The organism is Affinirhizobium lemnae (assembly GCF_022968395.1).
In the GTDB taxonomy this organism is placed as follows: Bacteria; Pseudomonadota; Alphaproteobacteria; order Rhizobiales; family Rhizobiaceae; genus Neorhizobium; species Neorhizobium lemnae.
Genome location: NZ_JALJQZ010000070.1, coordinates 1 through 15284 on the forward strand (window position 1 = coordinate 1; position 15284 = coordinate 15284).

General features: G+C 56.3%; 28 protein-coding genes. All 28 read left to right on the top strand.

The genetic code is table 11. The features are described 5' to 3' along the window. Positions 1–74, top strand: a 74-nt coding sequence (locus MUU53_RS21740; protein WP_140021467.1) for an EF-Tu C-terminal domain-related protein, incomplete at its 5' end; no start/stop codon positions are given. Positions 75–482: 408 nt separating this feature from the next. Next, positions 483–791, top strand: a complete 309-nt coding sequence (rpsJ, locus tag MUU53_RS21745; protein ID WP_003547547.1) for a 30S ribosomal protein S10 — start codon at positions 483–485, stop codon at positions 789–791. A 36-nt stretch (positions 792–827) separates the two neighbouring features. Continuing rightward, positions 828–1469: a 50S ribosomal protein L3 gene (rplC, locus tag MUU53_RS21750; RefSeq protein WP_062554723.1), complete on the top strand. Its 642-nt coding sequence runs from the start codon at positions 828–830 to the stop codon at positions 1467–1469. 14 nt (positions 1470–1483) lie between these two features. After that, complete coding sequence (gene rplD, locus MUU53_RS21755; RefSeq protein WP_062554722.1) at positions 1484–2104, top strand: 50S ribosomal protein L4; 621 nt, start codon at positions 1484–1486, stop codon at positions 2102–2104. Next, complete coding sequence (locus MUU53_RS21760) at positions 2101–2394, top strand: 50S ribosomal protein L23 (protein WP_062554721.1); 294 nt, start codon at positions 2101–2103, stop codon at positions 2392–2394. The genes rplD and MUU53_RS21760 overlap by 4 nt, the downstream gene beginning before the upstream one ends. Positions 2395–2411: 17 nt before the next feature. Further along, positions 2412–3248, top strand: coding sequence for a 50S ribosomal protein L2 (gene rplB, locus MUU53_RS21765; RefSeq protein WP_062554720.1), 837 nt, complete (start codon positions 2412–2414; stop codon positions 3246–3248). A gap of 15 nt (positions 3249–3263) precedes the next feature. Continuing rightward, on the top strand, positions 3264–3542 hold the full coding sequence (gene rpsS / locus MUU53_RS21770) for a 30S ribosomal protein S19 (protein ID WP_062554719.1): 279 nt from the start codon (positions 3264–3266) through the stop codon (positions 3540–3542). Between the two features lie 2 nt (positions 3543–3544). After that, positions 3545–3934, top strand: a complete 390-nt coding sequence (gene rplV, locus MUU53_RS21775) for a 50S ribosomal protein L22 (RefSeq protein WP_247262734.1) — start codon at positions 3545–3547, stop codon at positions 3932–3934. Beyond that, positions 3934–4653 (top strand): 30S ribosomal protein S3, encoded by a 720-nt coding sequence (rpsC, locus tag MUU53_RS21780; protein WP_062554717.1) that lies wholly within the window; start codon positions 3934–3936, stop codon positions 4651–4653. Before rplV ends, rpsC begins: the two co-directional genes overlap by 1 nt. A 37-nt stretch (positions 4654–4690) precedes the next feature. Further along, a complete protein-coding gene (gene rplP, locus MUU53_RS21785; RefSeq protein WP_062554716.1) occupies positions 4691–5104 on the top strand; it encodes a 50S ribosomal protein L16 in 414 nt (137 codons plus the stop codon). A gap of 12 nt (positions 5105–5116) precedes the next feature. After that, positions 5117–5317, top strand: coding sequence for a 50S ribosomal protein L29 (gene rpmC, locus MUU53_RS21790; protein ID WP_007531673.1), 201 nt, complete (start codon positions 5117–5119; stop codon positions 5315–5317). A gap of 12 nt (positions 5318–5329) precedes the next feature. After that, on the top strand, positions 5330–5566 hold the full coding sequence (gene rpsQ / locus MUU53_RS21795) for a 30S ribosomal protein S17 (protein WP_062554715.1): 237 nt from the start codon (positions 5330–5332) through the stop codon (positions 5564–5566). Between the two features lie 235 nt (positions 5567–5801). Beyond that, complete coding sequence (gene rplN, locus MUU53_RS21800) at positions 5802–6170, top strand: 50S ribosomal protein L14 (protein WP_018328276.1); 369 nt, start codon at positions 5802–5804, stop codon at positions 6168–6170. A 14-nt stretch (positions 6171–6184) separates the two neighbouring features. Continuing rightward, complete coding sequence (gene rplX / locus MUU53_RS21805) at positions 6185–6493, top strand: 50S ribosomal protein L24 (RefSeq protein WP_062554714.1); 309 nt, start codon at positions 6185–6187, stop codon at positions 6491–6493. Beyond that, positions 6486–7043 (top strand): 50S ribosomal protein L5, encoded by a 558-nt coding sequence (gene rplE / locus MUU53_RS21810; RefSeq protein ID WP_247262735.1) that lies wholly within the window; start codon positions 6486–6488, stop codon positions 7041–7043. Before rplX ends, rplE begins: the two co-directional genes overlap by 8 nt. A 32-nt stretch (positions 7044–7075) precedes the next feature. Further along, positions 7076–7381, top strand: a complete 306-nt coding sequence (rpsN, locus tag MUU53_RS21815) for a 30S ribosomal protein S14 (protein ID WP_062554712.1) — start codon at positions 7076–7078, stop codon at positions 7379–7381. 13 nt (positions 7382–7394) lie between these two features. Then, positions 7395–7793 carry a 30S ribosomal protein S8 gene (gene rpsH, locus MUU53_RS21820; protein WP_062554711.1) on the top strand — a complete coding sequence of 133 codons (399 nt, stop codon included), beginning with the start codon at positions 7395–7397 and terminating at the stop codon, positions 7791–7793. Positions 7794–7831: 38 nt separating this feature from the next. Beyond that, on the top strand, positions 7832–8365 hold the full coding sequence (gene rplF / locus MUU53_RS21825; RefSeq protein WP_247262736.1) for a 50S ribosomal protein L6: 534 nt from the start codon (positions 7832–7834) through the stop codon (positions 8363–8365). Between the two features lie 12 nt (positions 8366–8377). Next, entirely contained in the window at positions 8378–8740 is a 363-nt protein-coding gene (gene rplR, locus MUU53_RS21830) for a 50S ribosomal protein L18 (protein WP_247262737.1), read from the top strand. Between the two features lie 141 nt (positions 8741–8881). After that, positions 8882–9451 (top strand): 30S ribosomal protein S5, encoded by a 570-nt coding sequence (gene rpsE / locus MUU53_RS21835; protein ID WP_062554708.1) that lies wholly within the window; start codon positions 8882–8884, stop codon positions 9449–9451. An 11-nt stretch (positions 9452–9462) separates the two neighbouring features. Beyond that, a complete protein-coding gene (gene rpmD / locus MUU53_RS21840; protein ID WP_062554707.1) occupies positions 9463–9660 on the top strand; it encodes a 50S ribosomal protein L30 in 198 nt (65 codons plus the stop codon). A 16-nt stretch (positions 9661–9676) separates the two neighbouring features. Continuing rightward, positions 9677–10153, top strand: coding sequence for a 50S ribosomal protein L15 (gene rplO / locus MUU53_RS21845; RefSeq protein ID WP_247262738.1), 477 nt, complete (start codon positions 9677–9679; stop codon positions 10151–10153). Positions 10154–10382: 229 nt separating this feature from the next. Continuing rightward, on the top strand, positions 10383–11723 hold the full coding sequence (secY, locus tag MUU53_RS21850) for a preprotein translocase subunit SecY (RefSeq protein ID WP_247262739.1): 1341 nt from the start codon (positions 10383–10385) through the stop codon (positions 11721–11723). Then, positions 11720–12310 carry an adenylate kinase gene (locus MUU53_RS21855; protein ID WP_247262740.1) on the top strand — a complete coding sequence of 197 codons (591 nt, stop codon included), beginning with the start codon at positions 11720–11722 and terminating at the stop codon, positions 12308–12310. Before secY ends, MUU53_RS21855 begins: the two co-directional genes overlap by 4 nt. Before the next feature lie 242 nt (positions 12311–12552). Further along, positions 12553–12921: a 30S ribosomal protein S13 gene (gene rpsM / locus MUU53_RS21860; protein WP_247262741.1), complete on the top strand. Its 369-nt coding sequence runs from the start codon at positions 12553–12555 to the stop codon at positions 12919–12921. Between the two features lie 128 nt (positions 12922–13049). Further along, positions 13050–13439, top strand: coding sequence for a 30S ribosomal protein S11 (rpsK, locus tag MUU53_RS21865; protein ID WP_007766864.1), 390 nt, complete (start codon positions 13050–13052; stop codon positions 13437–13439). A 171-nt stretch (positions 13440–13610) separates the two neighbouring features. Continuing rightward, a complete protein-coding gene (locus tag MUU53_RS21870) occupies positions 13611–14621 on the top strand; it encodes a DNA-directed RNA polymerase subunit alpha (protein ID WP_062554820.1) in 1011 nt (336 codons plus the stop codon). 100 nt (positions 14622–14721) lie between these two features. Beyond that, a complete protein-coding gene (gene rplQ / locus MUU53_RS21875) occupies positions 14722–15147 on the top strand; it encodes a 50S ribosomal protein L17 (RefSeq protein WP_247262742.1) in 426 nt (141 codons plus the stop codon). Positions 15148–15284 lie beyond the last annotated feature (137 nt).

The window sequence follows — 15284 nt, forward strand, 5'->3', positions numbered from 1 at the left end:
AAAAGCTGCGCTTTGCGATCCGCGAAGGTGGCCGTACCGTCGGCGCCGGCATCGTTGCCTCGATCATCGAGTAATCGATGATCCGGGGCAGCGATCCGAAAGCTGCCGACGCAAATAAAGATTGCAAAGTCGCGTAAGCGCGCATTGCAGGCGGCGTCGGTATCGTCGCTTCGATCATCGAGTAATCAGACACGGCGAGGGCACTCGGTTTCCTCGCTTGCAGGTTCGAAATAATCGTGCGCAAGCCCTCTTAGGGGCTTGCGTATGACATGAAAATGTTGCAAATGGCGCGCGAGCGCGATTTCCGACCTACGTCGTATTGGGTAGGTCCAATAATCCAAAAGGTGGGCCTTTGGGCCCGAAGAGTGGATGATGATCAGTTTGGTCATCCTCGATCTTTGACACCGGTGGTCCGCCTTTAGATAGAAACGCCCCATGCTGCTTGCCGGTATTGGGTCAAGTTAAAACAAGGATAACGTCGAATGAACGGCCAAAATATCCGCATTCGCCTGAAGGCATTCGATCATCGTATTCTCGACGCTTCCACGCGCGAGATCGTGTCGACGGCGAAGCGCACCGGTGCTAGCGTCCGGGGCCCCGTTCCGCTTCCGACTCGCATCGAGAAGTTTACGGTAAACCGGTCCCCTCACATTGATAAGAAGAGCCGCGAGCAGTTCGAAATGCGCACTCATAAGCGCTTGCTCGATATCGTGGATCCCACCCCGCAGACGGTAGACGCGCTGATGAAGCTCGATCTCGCCGCAGGCGTAGACGTGGAAATCAAGCTCTGAGGTCTGCCCTCGGGCTGAGTGAGAAGGATTGAACCGATGCGTTCAGGTGTAATTGCACAGAAGGTCGGAATGACCCGCGTCTACAATGACGCCGGCGAGCATGTTCCAGTCACGGTTCTGCGTGTCGAGAACTGCCAGGTCGTTGCCCACCGTACAGACGAAAAGAACGGCTACACGGCTGTTCAGCTTGGTGCAGGCCAGGCGAAGGTAAAGAATACAAGCAAGGCTCTTCGTGGCCATTTTGCTGTGGCTCAGGTTGAGCCTAAGCAGAAGGTTGTCGAATTTCGCGTTGATGCAGACAATCTCATCGACGTTGGTGCCACGGTTTCCCCTAGCCACTTCACCGCAGGTCAGCTGGTCGATGTGACCGGTACGACGATCGGTAAGGGTTTTGCCGGTGCTATGAAGCGTCACAACTTCGGTGGTTTGCGCGCGACTCACGGTGTTTCCGTATCGCACCGTTCGCACGGTTCGACCGGTAACAATCAGGATCCGGGTAAAGTCTGGAAGGGCAAGCGCATGGCTGGTCATATGGGCCAGACTCGCGTAACGACCCAGAACCTGGAAGTCGTGTCTACCGATGAAGATCGCGGTCTGATCCTGGTCAAGGGTGCCGTCCCCGGCTCCAAGGGCGCTTGGATTATCGTCCGCGACGCCATCAAGTCGGCTGCGAAGTAAGGGAGCCTAATAACATGGAATTCAACGTCAAGACCCTCGAGGGTACGGACGCTGGCAAGGTCTCCCTTTCTGACGAGATCTTTGGCCTCGATCCTCGCCAGGATATCCTGGCACGTATGGTGCGTTGGCAGCTTGCAAAGAAGCAGCAGGGCACTCACAAGTCCAAGGGCCGTTCCGAGGTAGCTCGCACCGGTTCTAAGATGTACAAGCAGAAGGGTACTGGCCGCGCCCGTCACCATTCCGCTCGTGCTCCGCAGTTCCGTGGCGGTGGTAAGGCTCATGGCCCGGTTGTTCGCAGCCATGAACATGACCTGCCCAAGAAGGTTCGTGCATTGGCCCTGCGTCACGCGCTCTCGGCGAAGCTGAAGGCAGAAGACCTGATCATCGTTGATCAGCTCGTTGCTTCTGAAGCTAAGACCAAGATCGTTGCCGGTACGCTGGCTTCGCTCGGCCTGACGAACGCTCTCGTTGTTGGCGGTGCTGAACTGGACAACAACTTCAAGCTCGCTGCTCAGAACATTCCGAACATCGACGTTCTGCCGGTTCAGGGCATCAACGTTTACGATATCCTGCGTCGTGGCAAGCTCGTGCTGTCCAAGGCTGCGGTTGAAGCTCTGGAGGAGCGGTTCAAATGACAGATCTTCGCCACTATGATGTGATCGTATCTCCGTCGATCACGGAAAAGTCGACGCTGCTCTCTGAACAGAACCAGGTCGTCTTCAACGTTGCCAAGGATGCGTCGAAGCCTGAAATCAAGGCTGCTGTCGAAGCTCTCTTTGGCGTCAAGGTTAAGGCCGTCAATACGCTCGTTCGCCTTGGCAAGACCAAGCGGTTCCGCGGCTTTATCGGTAAGCAGAAGGACGTCAAGAAGGCGATCGTCACGCTTGCCGACGGCCAGTCCATCGACGTTTCGACGGGCGTCTGAGGTAGGGAACAAGAACAATGGCATTGAAAAGCTTTAACCCGACGACTCCCAGCCAGCGTCAGCTGGTTATCGTCGACCGCTCTGGCCTCTGGAAGGGCAAGCCGGTCAAGGCGTTGACGGAAGGCCTCTCCAAGAGTGGCGGCCGTAACAACCTTGGTCGTATTACTGCTCGGTTCATCGGCGGCGGTCACAAGCGTACCTACCGTCTCGTTGACTTCAAGCGTCGCAAGTTCGACGTTGAAGGTACTGTCGAGCGTCTTGAGTACGACCCTAACCGCACCGCGTTCATTGCGCTGATCAGCTACGCCGACGGCGAGCAGGCCTACATCATTGCTCCGCAGCGTCTCGCTGTGGGCGATAAGGTCATTGCTTCCGATAAGGCTGTAGACGTGAAGCCTGGCAATACGATGCCGCTTCAGTATATCCCGGTTGGTTCCATTCTCCACAACGTTGAGATGAAGCCAGGCAAGGGCGGTCAGATCGCGCGTTCCGCTGGTACCTACGTCCAGCTCGTTGGTCGTGACCAGGGCATGGCGATCCTTCGCTTGAACTCCGGCGAGCAGCGCCTGGTGCATGGCACTTGCCTTGCGTCTGTTGGTGCGGTTTCCAACCCGGACCACGGCAACATCAACGACGGTAAGGCTGGTCGTACGCGTTGGCGCGGCAAGACCCCGCACAACCGCGGCGTTGTCATGAACCCTGTCGATCACCCGCACGGTGGTGGTGAAGGCCGTACCTCTGGTGGCCGTCATCCGGTTTCGCCTTGGGGCAAGCCGACGAAGGGCAAGCGCACTCGTTCGAACAAGTCCACGGACAAGTTCATCATGCGCTCGCGCCACTTGAAGAAGAAGTAAGAGAGGTAGTCAGGAATGGCTCGTTCAGTTTGGAAAGGCCCGTTTGTTGACGGCTATCTTCTCAAGAAGGCTGAGAAGGTTCGTGAAGGCGGCCGAAGTGAAGTAATCAAGATCTGGAGCCGCCGCTCCACGATTCTTCCTCAGTTCGTCGGTTTGACGTTCGGCGTCTACAACGGCAACAAGCATGTGCCGGTCAGTGTCAACGAGGACATGGTCGGTCACAAGTTTGGTGAATTCTCTCCGACCCGGACTTATTACGGTCACGGTGCGGACAAGAAGGCGAAGAGGAAGTAATCATGGCGAAGGCAAAGACCCAACGCCGGCTGAAGGACAACGAAGCACAGGCTGTCGCCCGTACGCTTCGCGTCAGCCCGCAGAAGCTCAACCTTGTTGCTGCCATGATCCGTGGTAAGAAGGTCGAACGCGCCTTGGCAGAACTCGAGTTCTCCCGCAAGCGCATCGCTGGCACCGTGAAGAAGACCCTCGAGTCTGCTATCGCGAACGCAGAAAACAACCACGACCTCGACGTCGACTCTCTCGTCGTTGCTGAGGCCTATGTTGGCAAGTCGATCGTTATGAAGCGTTTCCACGCTCGTGGTCGCGGTCGTGCTTCCCGCATTGAAAAGCCCTACGCGCACCTCACGATCGTCGTGCGCGAAGTCGAGGAAAAAGGGGAGGCCGCATAATGGGTCAGAAAATCAATCCAATCGGCTTCCGCCTCGGCATCAACCGTACCTGGGATAGCCGTTGGTTCGCCGACAATGCGGAATACGGCCAGCTTCTTCATGAAGACCTGAAGATCCGCGCCTACCTCATGTCAGAACTGAAGCAGGCCGGCATCGCAAAGGTGGTCATCGAGCGTCCGCACAAGAAGTGCCGCGTTACGATCCACTCTGCTCGTCCGGGTCTCATCATCGGCAAGAAGGGCGCTGACATCGAAAAGCTTCGCAAGAAGCTGTCCGACATGACATCGTCCGAAACGCACCTCAACATCGTTGAAGTTCGCAAGCCAGAAGTTGACGCAACGCTCGTTGCGCAGTCGATTGCTCAGCAGCTTGAACGCCGCGTTGCTTTCCGTCGTGCTATGAAGCGTGCCGTTCAGTCGGCTATGCGTCTGGGCGCAGAAGGCATCAAGATCACCTGTGCAGGTCGTCTTGGTGGCGCTGAAATCGCTCGTACCGAATGGTACCGTGAAGGCCGCGTTCCGCTTCATACGCTGCGCGCAGACATCGACTACGGTACGGCTGAAGCTGAAACCGCGTTCGGTATCTGCGGCATCAAGGTCTGGATCTTCAAGGGCGAAATCCTTGAGCACGATCCGATGGCTTCTGAACGCCGTGCTCTCGAGGGTGATGCTCAGGGTCCGGCTAGCCGTGACCGCGATCGTCGTCGCGAGAACGCTTGATTAGCGCTGGCGAAAGATAAGTTCGAGGAATAAGAAAATGTTGCAGCCAAAGCGTACCAAGTATCGCAAGCAGTTCAAGGGTCGCATCAAAGGCGTTGCCAAGGGCGGTTTCGACCTGGCATTCGGCGAATTCGGCCTTAAGGCTCAGGAGCCTAACCGCGTGAATGCGCGTGAGATCGAAGCGGCTCGCCGCGCGATCACCCGCTACATGAAGCGCGCAGGCCGTGTATGGATCCGCGTTTTCCCTGACACTCCGGTCACTGCAAAGCCGACCGAAGTTCGTATGGGTAAGGGTAAGGGTTCTGTCGAGTACTGGGCTTGCAAGGTCAAGCCTGGTCGAATGATGTTCGAAATCGATGGTGTATCCGAGGATATCGCACGCGAGGCACTTCGTCTCGGCGCTGCCAAGCTCTCGGTAAAGACGCGCTTCGTACAGCGCATCGCAGAGTAAGGGGTTAGGCACATGAAAGCCGAAGAAGTTCGCGGCCTCACGGCCGACCAGCTCAAGGATAAGCTCGCAGACCTGAAGAAGGAGCAGTTCAACCTGCGCTTTCAGAAGGCGACAGGCCAGCTTGAGAAGTCCTCGCGCATCAACGAAGTTCGTAAGGACATCGCTCGCGTAAAAACCATTGCCCGCCAGAAGGCGGCAGAAGCAAAGGCCTAAGGGAAGAATAATATGCCGAAGCGCATTCTGCAGGGCGTCGTGGTCAGCGACAAGAACGAAAAGACCGTTGTGGTCCGGGTTGAGCGTCGTTTCGCTCACCCGCTGCTTCAGAAGACAGTCCGCCGTTCGAAGAAGTACAAGGCCCACGACGAAAACAATCAGTACAAGGTCGGCGATGTCGTCTCCATTCAGGAGTGTGCACCGATTTCCAAGGATAAGTGCTGGACGGTTATTGCCGCCCAGGCTTAATTTGCAGGAAACTACGGCAGGCCCTTGCGTCTGCCGTAGAATTCTGTATGAAGCAGCGCATTGGCGCAGGACGCCCGTACTCGCGGGCGTTCTTTTGCTTTGAAGCGCAGGGAAGGTCCTGGTCAGGAAACCACCTTGGCAAGAACCCACCTCGCGCGAAAATTAAGTATGTCATTGAGCTGGAATAGGGGGCGCATGCCCAACCGTTCCAGTCATTACGAGAAGGCGACCTGACATGATTCAGATGCAAACAAACCTCGACGTTGCCGATAATTCCGGCGCGCGTCGTGTCATGTGCATCAAGGTGCTGGGCGGCTCAAAGCGTAAGTATGCTTCCGTAGGCGACATTATCGTCGTCTCCATCAAGGAAGCTATTCCGCGCGGCCGCGTGAAGAAGGGCGACGTTATGAAAGCCGTCGTTGTTCGCACCGCAAAGGACATCCGCCGCCCGGACGGCAGCGTGATTCGCTTCGATAACAACGCAGCGGTCCTCATCGACAACAAGAAAGAGCCCATCGGCACCCGTATCTTCGGACCGGTTCCGCGCGAACTTCGCGCCAAGAACCATATGAAGATCATCTCGCTGGCTCCGGAAGTACTCTAAGGGAGCGGATAGCCATGCAGAAGATTCGTAAAGGCGACAACGTTGTCGTTATTGCCGGTAAGGACAAGGGCCGTACCGGTGAAGTAGTCCAGGTGCTGCCGAAGGAAGACCGTGCTGTGGTCCGTGGGATCAATATGGTAAAGCGCCACCAGCGCCAGACCCAGACCCAGGAAGCTGGCATCATCAACAAGGAAGCTTCGATCCATCTGTCGAACATCGCGATCGTCGCGAAGGACGGAAAGCCTACACGTGTTGGCTTTAGCGTTGTCGATGGCAAGAAGGTCCGTGTAGCCAAGCGTACGGGAGATGTGATCGATGGCTGAGAACAAGTACGAGCCCCGTCTGAAGACGGAGTACGTTTCTCGTATCCGTAAGGCGCTTCTGGAGCAGTTCTCCTACGCCAACGAGATGCAGATTCCGAAGATCGACAAGATCGTCATCAACATGGGTGTTGGTGAAGCGACCGCCGATTCGAAGAAGCCCACGATCGCTGCTGCCGATCTGGCTGCGATCGCCGGTCAGAAGCCGGTCATCACGCGTGCCCGCAATTCGATTGCAGGCTTCAAGGTGCGTGAAAACATGCCGATTGGCGCCAAGGTAACTCTGCGCGGCGCTCGCATGTACGAATTCCTGGATCGTCTGGTCAACATCGCGCTTCCGCGCGTTCGCGACTTCCGCGGTCTGAATCCGAAGAGCTTTGACGGCCGTGGCAACTTCGCCATGGGCATCAAGGAGCACATCGTGTTCCCTGAGATCAACTACGATAAGGTTGATCAGATGTGGGGCATGGACATCATCGTTTGCACGACGGCAAACACGGACGACGAAGCACGGACTCTTCTGAAAGAGTTCAACTTCCCGTTCCGTCAGTAACCGTAACGACGAGCGTAGAAAAGGAACTCGATATGGCGAAGACAAGCGCAATCGAAAAGAACAAGCGCCGCCGCAAGACGGTCGCCAACCAGGCAGCAAAGCGAGCTGCTTTGAAGGCGATCATCATGAAACAGGACCTGCCGATTGAAGAGCGTTTCAAGGCTACCTTGAAGCTCGCTTCGTTGCCGCGCGATGGTTCCAAGACCCGCATCCGCAATCGCTGCGAAGTCACCGGTCGTCCGCGTGCCTTCTACCGGAAGCTCAAGATGTCCCGTATCGCCCTGCGCGAACTCGGCAATCTGGGCAAGGTTCCGGGCGTTGTGAAGTCCAGCTGGTAAGGAGACGGTTAACATGACCATGACTGATCCTCTGGGCGATATGCTCACACGTATCCGCAACGGCGCTGCCCGTCGCAAGTCTTCCGTTACGACGCCGGCTTCGAAGCTGCGCGTTCGCGTTCTCGATGTTCTGCAGGCTGAGGGTTATATCCGCGGCTACACGCAGGTCGATCACGGCGACGGCAAGTCCGAGATTGAAATCGAGCTGAAGTACTACGAAGGTGCTTCCGTAATTCGCGAAATTGGCCGCGTTTCCAAGCCTGGTCGCCGCGTTTACGTTTCGGTTAAGTCTATTCCGCAGGTCGCGAACGGCCTCGGCATCACCATCCTTTCGACTCCGAAGGGCGTGATGGCCGATCATCAGGCGCGCGAACAGAACGTAGGTGGTGAGGTTCTCTGCTCGGTCTTCTAAGGCCAGCAGGATCTCTAACGGACAGACAGGATTGAACTATGTCTCGTATCGGTAAAAAGCCCGTTCAGGTTCCCGCTGGTGTTACGGCCTCTGTCGAAGGACAGACGGTCACGGCAAAGGGTCCGAAGGGCGAGCTGTTCTTCGTAGCAAATGACGAAGTAAAGCTTTCTTTCGAAAATAACGCAGTGTCTGTTGCTCCGGTAACCGACACGAAGGATGCTCGCGCAAAGTGGGGCATGTCCCGCACGATGATCGAGAACATCTTCAAGGGTGTGAAGGACGGTTTTGAGCGTAAGCTCGAAATCAACGGCGTTGGTTACCGCGCCGCCATGCAGGGCAAGAACCTGCAGCTCTCGCTCGGCTTCAGCCACGATGTGGTCTATGAGCCGCCGCAGGGTATCACTATTGCCGTGCCGAAGCCGACGGAAATCGTCGTAACTGGCATCAATAAGCAGCAGGTCGGTCAGGTTGCAGCGGAAATCCGCGAATACCGCGGTCCGGAGCCCTACAAGGGCAAGGGCGTCAAGTACGCTGAAGAACGGATCGTCCGCAAGGAAGGCAAGAAGAAGTAAGGTTGACGCGAAATGGCTAGCAGGAAAGAAGTACTTGCAAAGCGCGCGAGCCGTGTTCGTCGCCAGATTAAGGCGGTCGCTAACGGTCGCCCGCGTCTGTCGGTTCATCGCTCGTCGAAGAACATCTATGCCCAGATCATTGACGATGTGGCTGGTCGCACACTTGCTGCGGCTTCCACACTCGATGGCGGCCTGCGTACGTCTCTGAAGACCGGCGCCGACACTGCTGCAGCTGCAGCAGTCGGTAAGCTCGTTGCCGAGCGTGCGGTTGCTGCGGGTGTCAAGGAAGTCGTATTCGATCGTGGTGCGTTCATTTACCACGGCCGTATCAAGGCTCTCGCGGACGCTGCTCGCGAAGGCGGTCTGGCGTTCTAATAAATACGGCGCCGGTCTTCACGGATCGGTCGTTTTGGCTTAAGAAGCCACTTACCACTGGCCGACCAGATTCCCTGACGGGCGTTTGGTCGGCTTTTCGAAGTCTGCCGTTTGTACCGGAAAAGAAAAAGGAACAGGAAAATGGCACAGGAAAAGAGAGGCTCGCGCGAAGAGCGTCAGAGCCGCGAAGAGCGCGACAGCGAGTTCGTTGATAAACTGGTAGCTATCAACCGTGTTGCCAAGGTTGTTAAGGGTGGCCGTCGTTTCGGCTTTGCCGCCCTGGTCGTGGTCGGTGATCAGAAGGGCCGCGTTGGCTTTGGTCACGGCAAGGCTCGCGAAGTGCCGGAAGCGATCCGCAAGGCAACGGAAGCTGCCAAGCGCGATCTGATTTTCGTCCCGCTGCGCGACGGCCGTACATTGCATCACGATGTGAATGGTCGCCATGGCGCTGGTAAGGTTCTGCTTCGTTCGGCCAAGGCCGGTACGGGAATCATCGCTGGGGGTCCAATGCGTGCCGTTTTCGAAACGCTGGGCGTTCATGACGTTGTTGCAAAGTCGACTGGTTCGTCGAACCCTTACAACATGGTTCGCGCTACGTTCGACGCCTTGAAGCACCAGGTGCATCCGAAGGACATCGCGGCACAGCGCGGCATCAAGTATGCTACGCTTCAGGCTCGCCGTGCCGCTTCCGGCAATGCAGCGGAAGAATAAGGAGCTGTTTGATGGCTAACGAAACCAAGAAGACGGTTACGGTCGAGCAGATCGGTAGCCCCATTCGCCGGCCTTCCGTTCAGCGTCAGACGCTGATCGGTCTCGGCCTTAACAAGATGCACCGGGTTCGGACTCTGGAAGACACTCCATCAGTTCGTGGCATGATCCGGTCTGTCCAGCATCTCGTTCGCGTCGTCGACGAGAAGTGAGACGGGAGTAGGAACCATGAAACTTAACGAAATCAAAGACAACGAAGGCTCCAGCAAAGACCGTATTCGCGTAGGTCGCGGTATTGGTTCGGGCAAGGGTAAGACTGGTGGACGCGGCGTCAAGGGTCAGAAGGCTCGTTCTGGCGTTGCTATCAACGGTTTTGAAGGCGGTCAGATGCCAATCTACCGTCGCCTTCCGAAGCGTGGCTTCAACAACATCTTCTCGTCTGACTTCGTGATTGTATCGCTTGGCCGAATTCAGGCAGCGATTGATGCGAAGAAGCTGGACGCGTCCGCAACGATCGACGCCGGTTCCTTGAAGGCCGCCGGTGTGATCCGTCGCGAAAAGGATGGTGTTCGTATTCTCGCAGACGGCGAACTGAAGGCGAAGGTTTCGATCGAGGCTGCAGGCGCTTCCAAGGCGGCTGTAGAGAAGATCGAAAAGGCTGGCGGTTCCATCAAGCTTCCAGAAGCTGCAGCTGCTGCTGAATAATGTGTCGATGAGTCGCCCGGGGTGCTTCACACCGGGCGATTTTGCTCCCATATGTGGGCCTCACGAACCCGGCGGGACGCGGCGTTTAGCCGGGGTGTAACGGAAAATGGGGTGGGGCGTCGAGATTGGTTTCTGCACCTTCCATCTCCCGATTTTCTGAAATTGGAAATGAGACTGCTTTCTGCCTGGAGCCTGTTTGGCCGGCGGAACTGGTCAGGCGGAGATAGGCATGGCATCTGCAGCTGAGCAACTGGCCTCGAATTTGAACTTTTCTACTTTCTCGAAGGCAACGGACCTGAAGAAGCGCCTGTGGTTTACGCTGGCTGCGCTTCTTGTCTATCGTCTTGGGACACATATTCCACTTCCGGGCCTTAATCCGGAAGCCTATGCACAGGCATTCAAAGGACAGGCCGGGGGTATTCTTGGTCTGTTCAATATGTTTGCAGGCGGCGCCGTTCAGCGTATGGCGATCTTTGCCCTGGGCATCATGCCGTACATTTCTGCCTCCATCATTGTACAGCTCATGACGTCGGTTGTTCCGTCGCTCGAGAACCTCAAGAAGGAAGGCGAGCAAGGCCGGAAGATCATCAACCAGTACACGCGCTACGGCACGGTTCTGCTCGGAACGCTTCAAGCCTACGGCATTGCCGTTGGTCTTGAAGGCGGAAACGGTATCGTTGTCGATCCAGGTTGGTTCTTCCGAATTTCGACTGTGCTGACGCTGCTCGGGGGCACCATGTTCCTGATGTGGCTTGGGGAACAGATCACATCCCGCGGGATCGGCAACGGCATTTCCCTGATCATCTTCGCCGGCATTGCTGCTGGTCTGCCGACTGCATTGGCGGGCACGCTTGAGCTGGGTCGGACAGGCGCGTTGTCCACAGCATTGATTCTCACTGTCGTGGTCGTCGCAATCGGTGTTATCGCTCTGATTGTGTTTGTGGAGCGTGCGCAGCGCCGCTTGCTTATCCAGTATCCAAAGCGTCAGGTCGGGAACCGGATGTTCCAGGGTGATACGTCGCACCTTCCCCTGAAGCTCAATACTTCTGGCGTCATTCCGGCAATTTTCGCATCGTCCCTGTTGCTCCTGCCTGCGACTGCGGCTGGCTTCGCTGGCAATACAAGTCTCCCGACTTGGGCAACGGCAATCATTGCGTCGCTCCAGCATGGTCAACCATTGTTCATGCTCTTCTATGGCTTGCTGATTGCCTTCTTTGCCTTCTTCTACACGGCAATCGTCTTCAATCCGAAAGACACGGCCGATAATCTCAAGAAGCATGGCGGCTTCATTCCTGGCATTCGTCCTGGCGAGCGGACCGCGGAATACATCGATTACGTCCTGACAAGAATCACGGTCGTCGGTGCGGTGTATCTCGTTTTCGTCTGCATCCTGCCTGAGACACTGATTGCACGGACCGGAATCCCATTAGCCCTTGGTGGTACTTCGCTTTTGATCGTTGTCAGTGTTACCCTTGATACGGTAGCACAGATTCAGGGTCACCTCATTGCTCAGCAATATGAGGGACTGATCAAGAAGTCCAAGTTGCGTGGAGGAAAGAGGGGACGATGAGACTGATCTTTTTGGGACCGCCGGGAGCGGGGAAGGGTACGCAGGCCAAGCGCCTGACGGACAAGTATGGCATCCCGCAGTTGTCCACAGGAGATATGCTTCGCGCAGCCGTTAAGGCTGAGTCGGACATTGGCAAGAAGGCGAAAGCGGTCATGGATGCGGGCGGGCTCGTATCAGATGACATCGTGAACCAGATCGTGTCCGAGCGTATCGAGGCTTCGGATTGCGCCAAGGGTTTCATCCTTGACGGCTATCCGCGGACCGTGCCTCAAGCGAAGGCCTTGGCGGAAAATCTTCGTGCGAAGAATATTCAGCTCGATGCTGTGATCGAGCTGAAGGTCGATGAAGAGGCTCTGGTTCGTCGAATCGAATCGCGCGTTGCCGAAACGGTCGCCGCAGGTGGGACGGTGCGTTCTGACGACAATCCCGAGTCATTCCGCAAGCGTCTCGCGGAGTATCGGGAAAAGACTGCCCCGCTATCCGAGTACTATGCAGGTCAAGGGCAGTTGGTGGTCCTGGACGGTATGGCGGATATGGATGTCGTGACCAAGTCTATTGAAGACGTCCTGGAAAAGTCAGCCGCTTGACTGATAGCAACGCTGTTTGTTGTTAAAAAATCTTGGCGGGGCCGGTTGCTTTTGGGTACCGATTCCGCTAAACACCGCGCCAACTCGCGACATTTGATAGCGATTGGCTCGGATTGCTATGTTGGTCCGGTCTTGTCTCTATGACTATATCGGATGAGATTTGAACTGGCGGCCTTCTGAGGCTGCTCTCATGGAAGAAGCACCACTTGCCGGATGGCAACTGGAACGCAAGGAGAATAGGCGTGGCACGTATCGCTGGCGTCAACATCCCGACTGCGAAGCGCGTTGTTATTGCGCTGACCTACATTCACGGGATCGGCCCGAAGTTTGCGCAGGAAATCGTCAAGAAGGTCGGCATTGCTGCTGACCGTCGCGTACATCAGTTGACGGATGCTGAAGTTCTTCAGATCCGTGAAACGATCGACCGTGATTACCAGGTTGAGGGCGATCTTCGCCGCGAAACCGCTATGAACATCAAGCGTCTAATGGACCTTGGCTGCTACCGCGGTCTTCGTCATCGTCGCGGCCTGCCAGTACGCGGTCAGCGTACCCATACCAATGCGCGCACGCGTAAGGGTCCGGCCAAGGCCATCGCTGGTAAGAAGAAGTAAGTTCGGTTAGATCCGGATTTTTGGAGGTTGGTGCCTTTGCATCGGCCTCCTTTTGGGGTTTCGGGTGAGTTTCACCCTGGTGGAGCCGCTGGTGTTACGGCGGTGACGAGATCAATGAAAGGAATACCATGGCCAAGGAAGCCACACGCGTACGCCGTCGCGAACGCAAAAACATCACGTCTGGCGTTGCGCACGTCAACTCTACCTTCAACAACACCATGATCACGATCACGGACGCACAGGGCAATGCAATTGCCTGGTCGTCTGCTGGTGCAAAGGGTTTCAAGGGTTCGCGTAAGTCTACGCCGTTCGCCGCTCAGATTGCTGCCGAAGATTGCGCCAAGAAGGCTCAGGAACACGGCATGAAGTCTTTGGAAGTGGAAGTTTGCGGTCCCGGTTCTGGTCGCGAGTCTGCTCTGCGTGCACTCCAGGCTGCTGGTTTCATGATTACGTCGATCCGCGACGTAACCCCGATCCCGCACAATGGTTGCCGTCCGCGCAAGAAGCGCCGCGTCTAATGCGTGAAGGGAGGTCTGCAATGGTGGGCCTTCGTTAAGTTTGAGTGATGCCGCCTGACTTCGATATGAGGTCTGGCGGCTTTGCCGTAACGCCGATGAGCTTGTTATCGGTGCTTCTCATGCTCGGTTGCCACGATTGGATAGTGGCAGCGAATGGAAGGTTTGAAACATATGATCCAGAAGAACTGGCAGGAACTGATCAAGCCGAACAAGGTGGAGTTTAGCTCCTCCGGCCGTACCAAGGTGACGCTGGTTGCGGAACCCTTGGAGCGGGGATTCGGTCTGACGCTCGGCAATGCGTTGCGTCGCGTGCTCTTGTCGTCGCTGCGCGGCGCTGCGGTCACCGCAGTCCAGATCGATGGTGTTCTGCACGAATTTTCGTCTATTCCGGGCGTCCGCGAAGATGTCACGGATATCGTTCTGAACATCAAGGAAATTGCCATCAAGATGGATGGCGATGATTCCAAGCGCATGGTAGTGCGCAAGCAGGGTCCAGGTGTTGTCAAGGCTGGTGATATCCAGACGGTTGGCGATATCGAAATCCTCAATCCGGATCACGTAATCTGCACCCTCGATGACGGTGCGGAGATCCGCATGGAATTCACGGTCAACAACGGTAAGGGCTATGTTCCTGCCGAGCGTAACCGTGCAGAAGACGCGCCGATCGGCCTCATCCCGGTCGACAGTCTCTACTCGCCGGTCAAGAAGGTGTCCTACAAGGTGGAAAACACCCGCGAAGGACAGGTTCTGGACTACGATAAGCTGACGATGACGATTGAGACGAACGGCTCAGTCACGGGTGAAGACGCTGTTGCGTTTGCTGCCCGCATTCTTCAGGACCAGCTTTCTGTCTTCGTCAACTTCGACGAGCCGCAGAAGGAAGCCGAAGAAGAAGCCGTCACCGAACTTGCGTTCAATCCGGCACTTCTCAAGAAGGTTGACGAATTGGAACTTTCCGTCCGTTCGGCAAACTGCTTGAAGAACGACAACATCGTCTACATCGGCGATCTCATCCAGAAGACCGAGGCGGAAATGCTGCGCACGCCGAACTTCGGTCGCAAGTCGCTGAACGAGATCAAGGAAGTACTGGCATCCATGGGTCTCCATCTTGGTATGGAAGTTCCTGCCTGGCCGCCGGAAAACATCGAAGATCTCGCAAAGCGCTACGAAGATCAGTACTAACCCGCACGCATTTACAGGTGGGGCCAATTGGGCGTCACCTGGTTCAATGGAATGCGAATTTAAACTGCAGGCAGATGCTTGCAAGTAAAGGAGACACGAGATGCGTCACCAGAATTCCGGCCGCAAGCTCAACCGCACCGCCAGCCACCGCAAGGCAATGTTTGCCAACATGGCTGCTTCGCTCATCACCCATGAGCAGATCGTAACGACCCTGCCGAAGGCAAAGGACCTTCGTCCGATCGTTGAAAAGCTGGTCACCCTCGGCAAGCGCGGCGACCTGCATGCACGTCGTCAGGCTATTTCGCAGATCAAGGATCAGGGCGCCGTTCGTAAGCTGTTCGATGCAATCGCAACCCGCTACGCTTCGCGCAATGGCGGTTACCTTCGCATCATGAAGGCTGGCTACCGTCAGGGCGACAATGCTCCGCTCGCAGTCATAGAATTCGTCGAGCGTGACGTTGATGCCAAGGGCGCGGCCGATAAGGCTCGCGTTGCCGCCGAAGCAGAAGCTGCTGAAGCCGCTTGATCTGATCCTCATCGATCAATCACTGACAAAAAACCGGTAGGGCAACCTGCCGGTTTTTTCTTTGTAATCAAAGTAAACCTCCACCTACGGTGGAGGACTGGACGAGTTCTACATCGTAGTGGAGAGACCTCCGGCTT

Coding starts and splice junctions, on each gene's coding strand:
- rpsJ (WP_003547547.1), top strand. CDS start 483: ATGAACGGCCAAAATATCCGCATTCGCCTGAAGGCATTCGATCATCGT.
- rplC (WP_062554723.1), top strand. CDS start 828: ATGCGTTCAGGTGTAATTGCACAGAAGGTCGGAATGACCCGCGTCTAC.
- rplD (WP_062554722.1), top strand. CDS start 1,484: ATGGAATTCAACGTCAAGACCCTCGAGGGTACGGACGCTGGCAAGGTC.
- MUU53_RS21760 (WP_062554721.1), top strand. CDS start 2,101: ATGACAGATCTTCGCCACTATGATGTGATCGTATCTCCGTCGATCACG.
- rplB (WP_062554720.1), top strand. CDS start 2,412: ATGGCATTGAAAAGCTTTAACCCGACGACTCCCAGCCAGCGTCAGCTG.
- rpsS (WP_062554719.1), top strand. CDS start 3,264: ATGGCTCGTTCAGTTTGGAAAGGCCCGTTTGTTGACGGCTATCTTCTC.
- rplV (WP_247262734.1), top strand. CDS start 3,545: ATGGCGAAGGCAAAGACCCAACGCCGGCTGAAGGACAACGAAGCACAG.
- rpsC (WP_062554717.1), top strand. CDS start 3,934: ATGGGTCAGAAAATCAATCCAATCGGCTTCCGCCTCGGCATCAACCGT.
- rplP (WP_062554716.1), top strand. CDS start 4,691: ATGTTGCAGCCAAAGCGTACCAAGTATCGCAAGCAGTTCAAGGGTCGC.
- rpmC (WP_007531673.1), top strand. CDS start 5,117: ATGAAAGCCGAAGAAGTTCGCGGCCTCACGGCCGACCAGCTCAAGGAT.
- rpsQ (WP_062554715.1), top strand. CDS start 5,330: ATGCCGAAGCGCATTCTGCAGGGCGTCGTGGTCAGCGACAAGAACGAA.
- rplN (WP_018328276.1), top strand. CDS start 5,802: ATGATTCAGATGCAAACAAACCTCGACGTTGCCGATAATTCCGGCGCG.
- rplX (WP_062554714.1), top strand. CDS start 6,185: ATGCAGAAGATTCGTAAAGGCGACAACGTTGTCGTTATTGCCGGTAAG.
- rplE (WP_247262735.1), top strand. CDS start 6,486: ATGGCTGAGAACAAGTACGAGCCCCGTCTGAAGACGGAGTACGTTTCT.
- rpsN (WP_062554712.1), top strand. CDS start 7,076: ATGGCGAAGACAAGCGCAATCGAAAAGAACAAGCGCCGCCGCAAGACG.
- rpsH (WP_062554711.1), top strand. CDS start 7,395: ATGACCATGACTGATCCTCTGGGCGATATGCTCACACGTATCCGCAAC.
- rplF (WP_247262736.1), top strand. CDS start 7,832: ATGTCTCGTATCGGTAAAAAGCCCGTTCAGGTTCCCGCTGGTGTTACG.
- rplR (WP_247262737.1), top strand. CDS start 8,378: ATGGCTAGCAGGAAAGAAGTACTTGCAAAGCGCGCGAGCCGTGTTCGT.
- rpsE (WP_062554708.1), top strand. CDS start 8,882: ATGGCACAGGAAAAGAGAGGCTCGCGCGAAGAGCGTCAGAGCCGCGAA.
- rpmD (WP_062554707.1), top strand. CDS start 9,463: ATGGCTAACGAAACCAAGAAGACGGTTACGGTCGAGCAGATCGGTAGC.
- rplO (WP_247262738.1), top strand. CDS start 9,677: ATGAAACTTAACGAAATCAAAGACAACGAAGGCTCCAGCAAAGACCGT.
- secY (WP_247262739.1), top strand. CDS start 10,383: ATGGCATCTGCAGCTGAGCAACTGGCCTCGAATTTGAACTTTTCTACT.
- MUU53_RS21855 (WP_247262740.1), top strand. CDS start 11,720: ATGAGACTGATCTTTTTGGGACCGCCGGGAGCGGGGAAGGGTACGCAG.
- rpsK (WP_007766864.1), top strand. CDS start 13,050: ATGGCCAAGGAAGCCACACGCGTACGCCGTCGCGAACGCAAAAACATC.
- MUU53_RS21870 (WP_062554820.1), top strand. CDS start 13,611: ATGATCCAGAAGAACTGGCAGGAACTGATCAAGCCGAACAAGGTGGAG.
- rplQ (WP_247262742.1), top strand. CDS start 14,722: ATGCGTCACCAGAATTCCGGCCGCAAGCTCAACCGCACCGCCAGCCAC.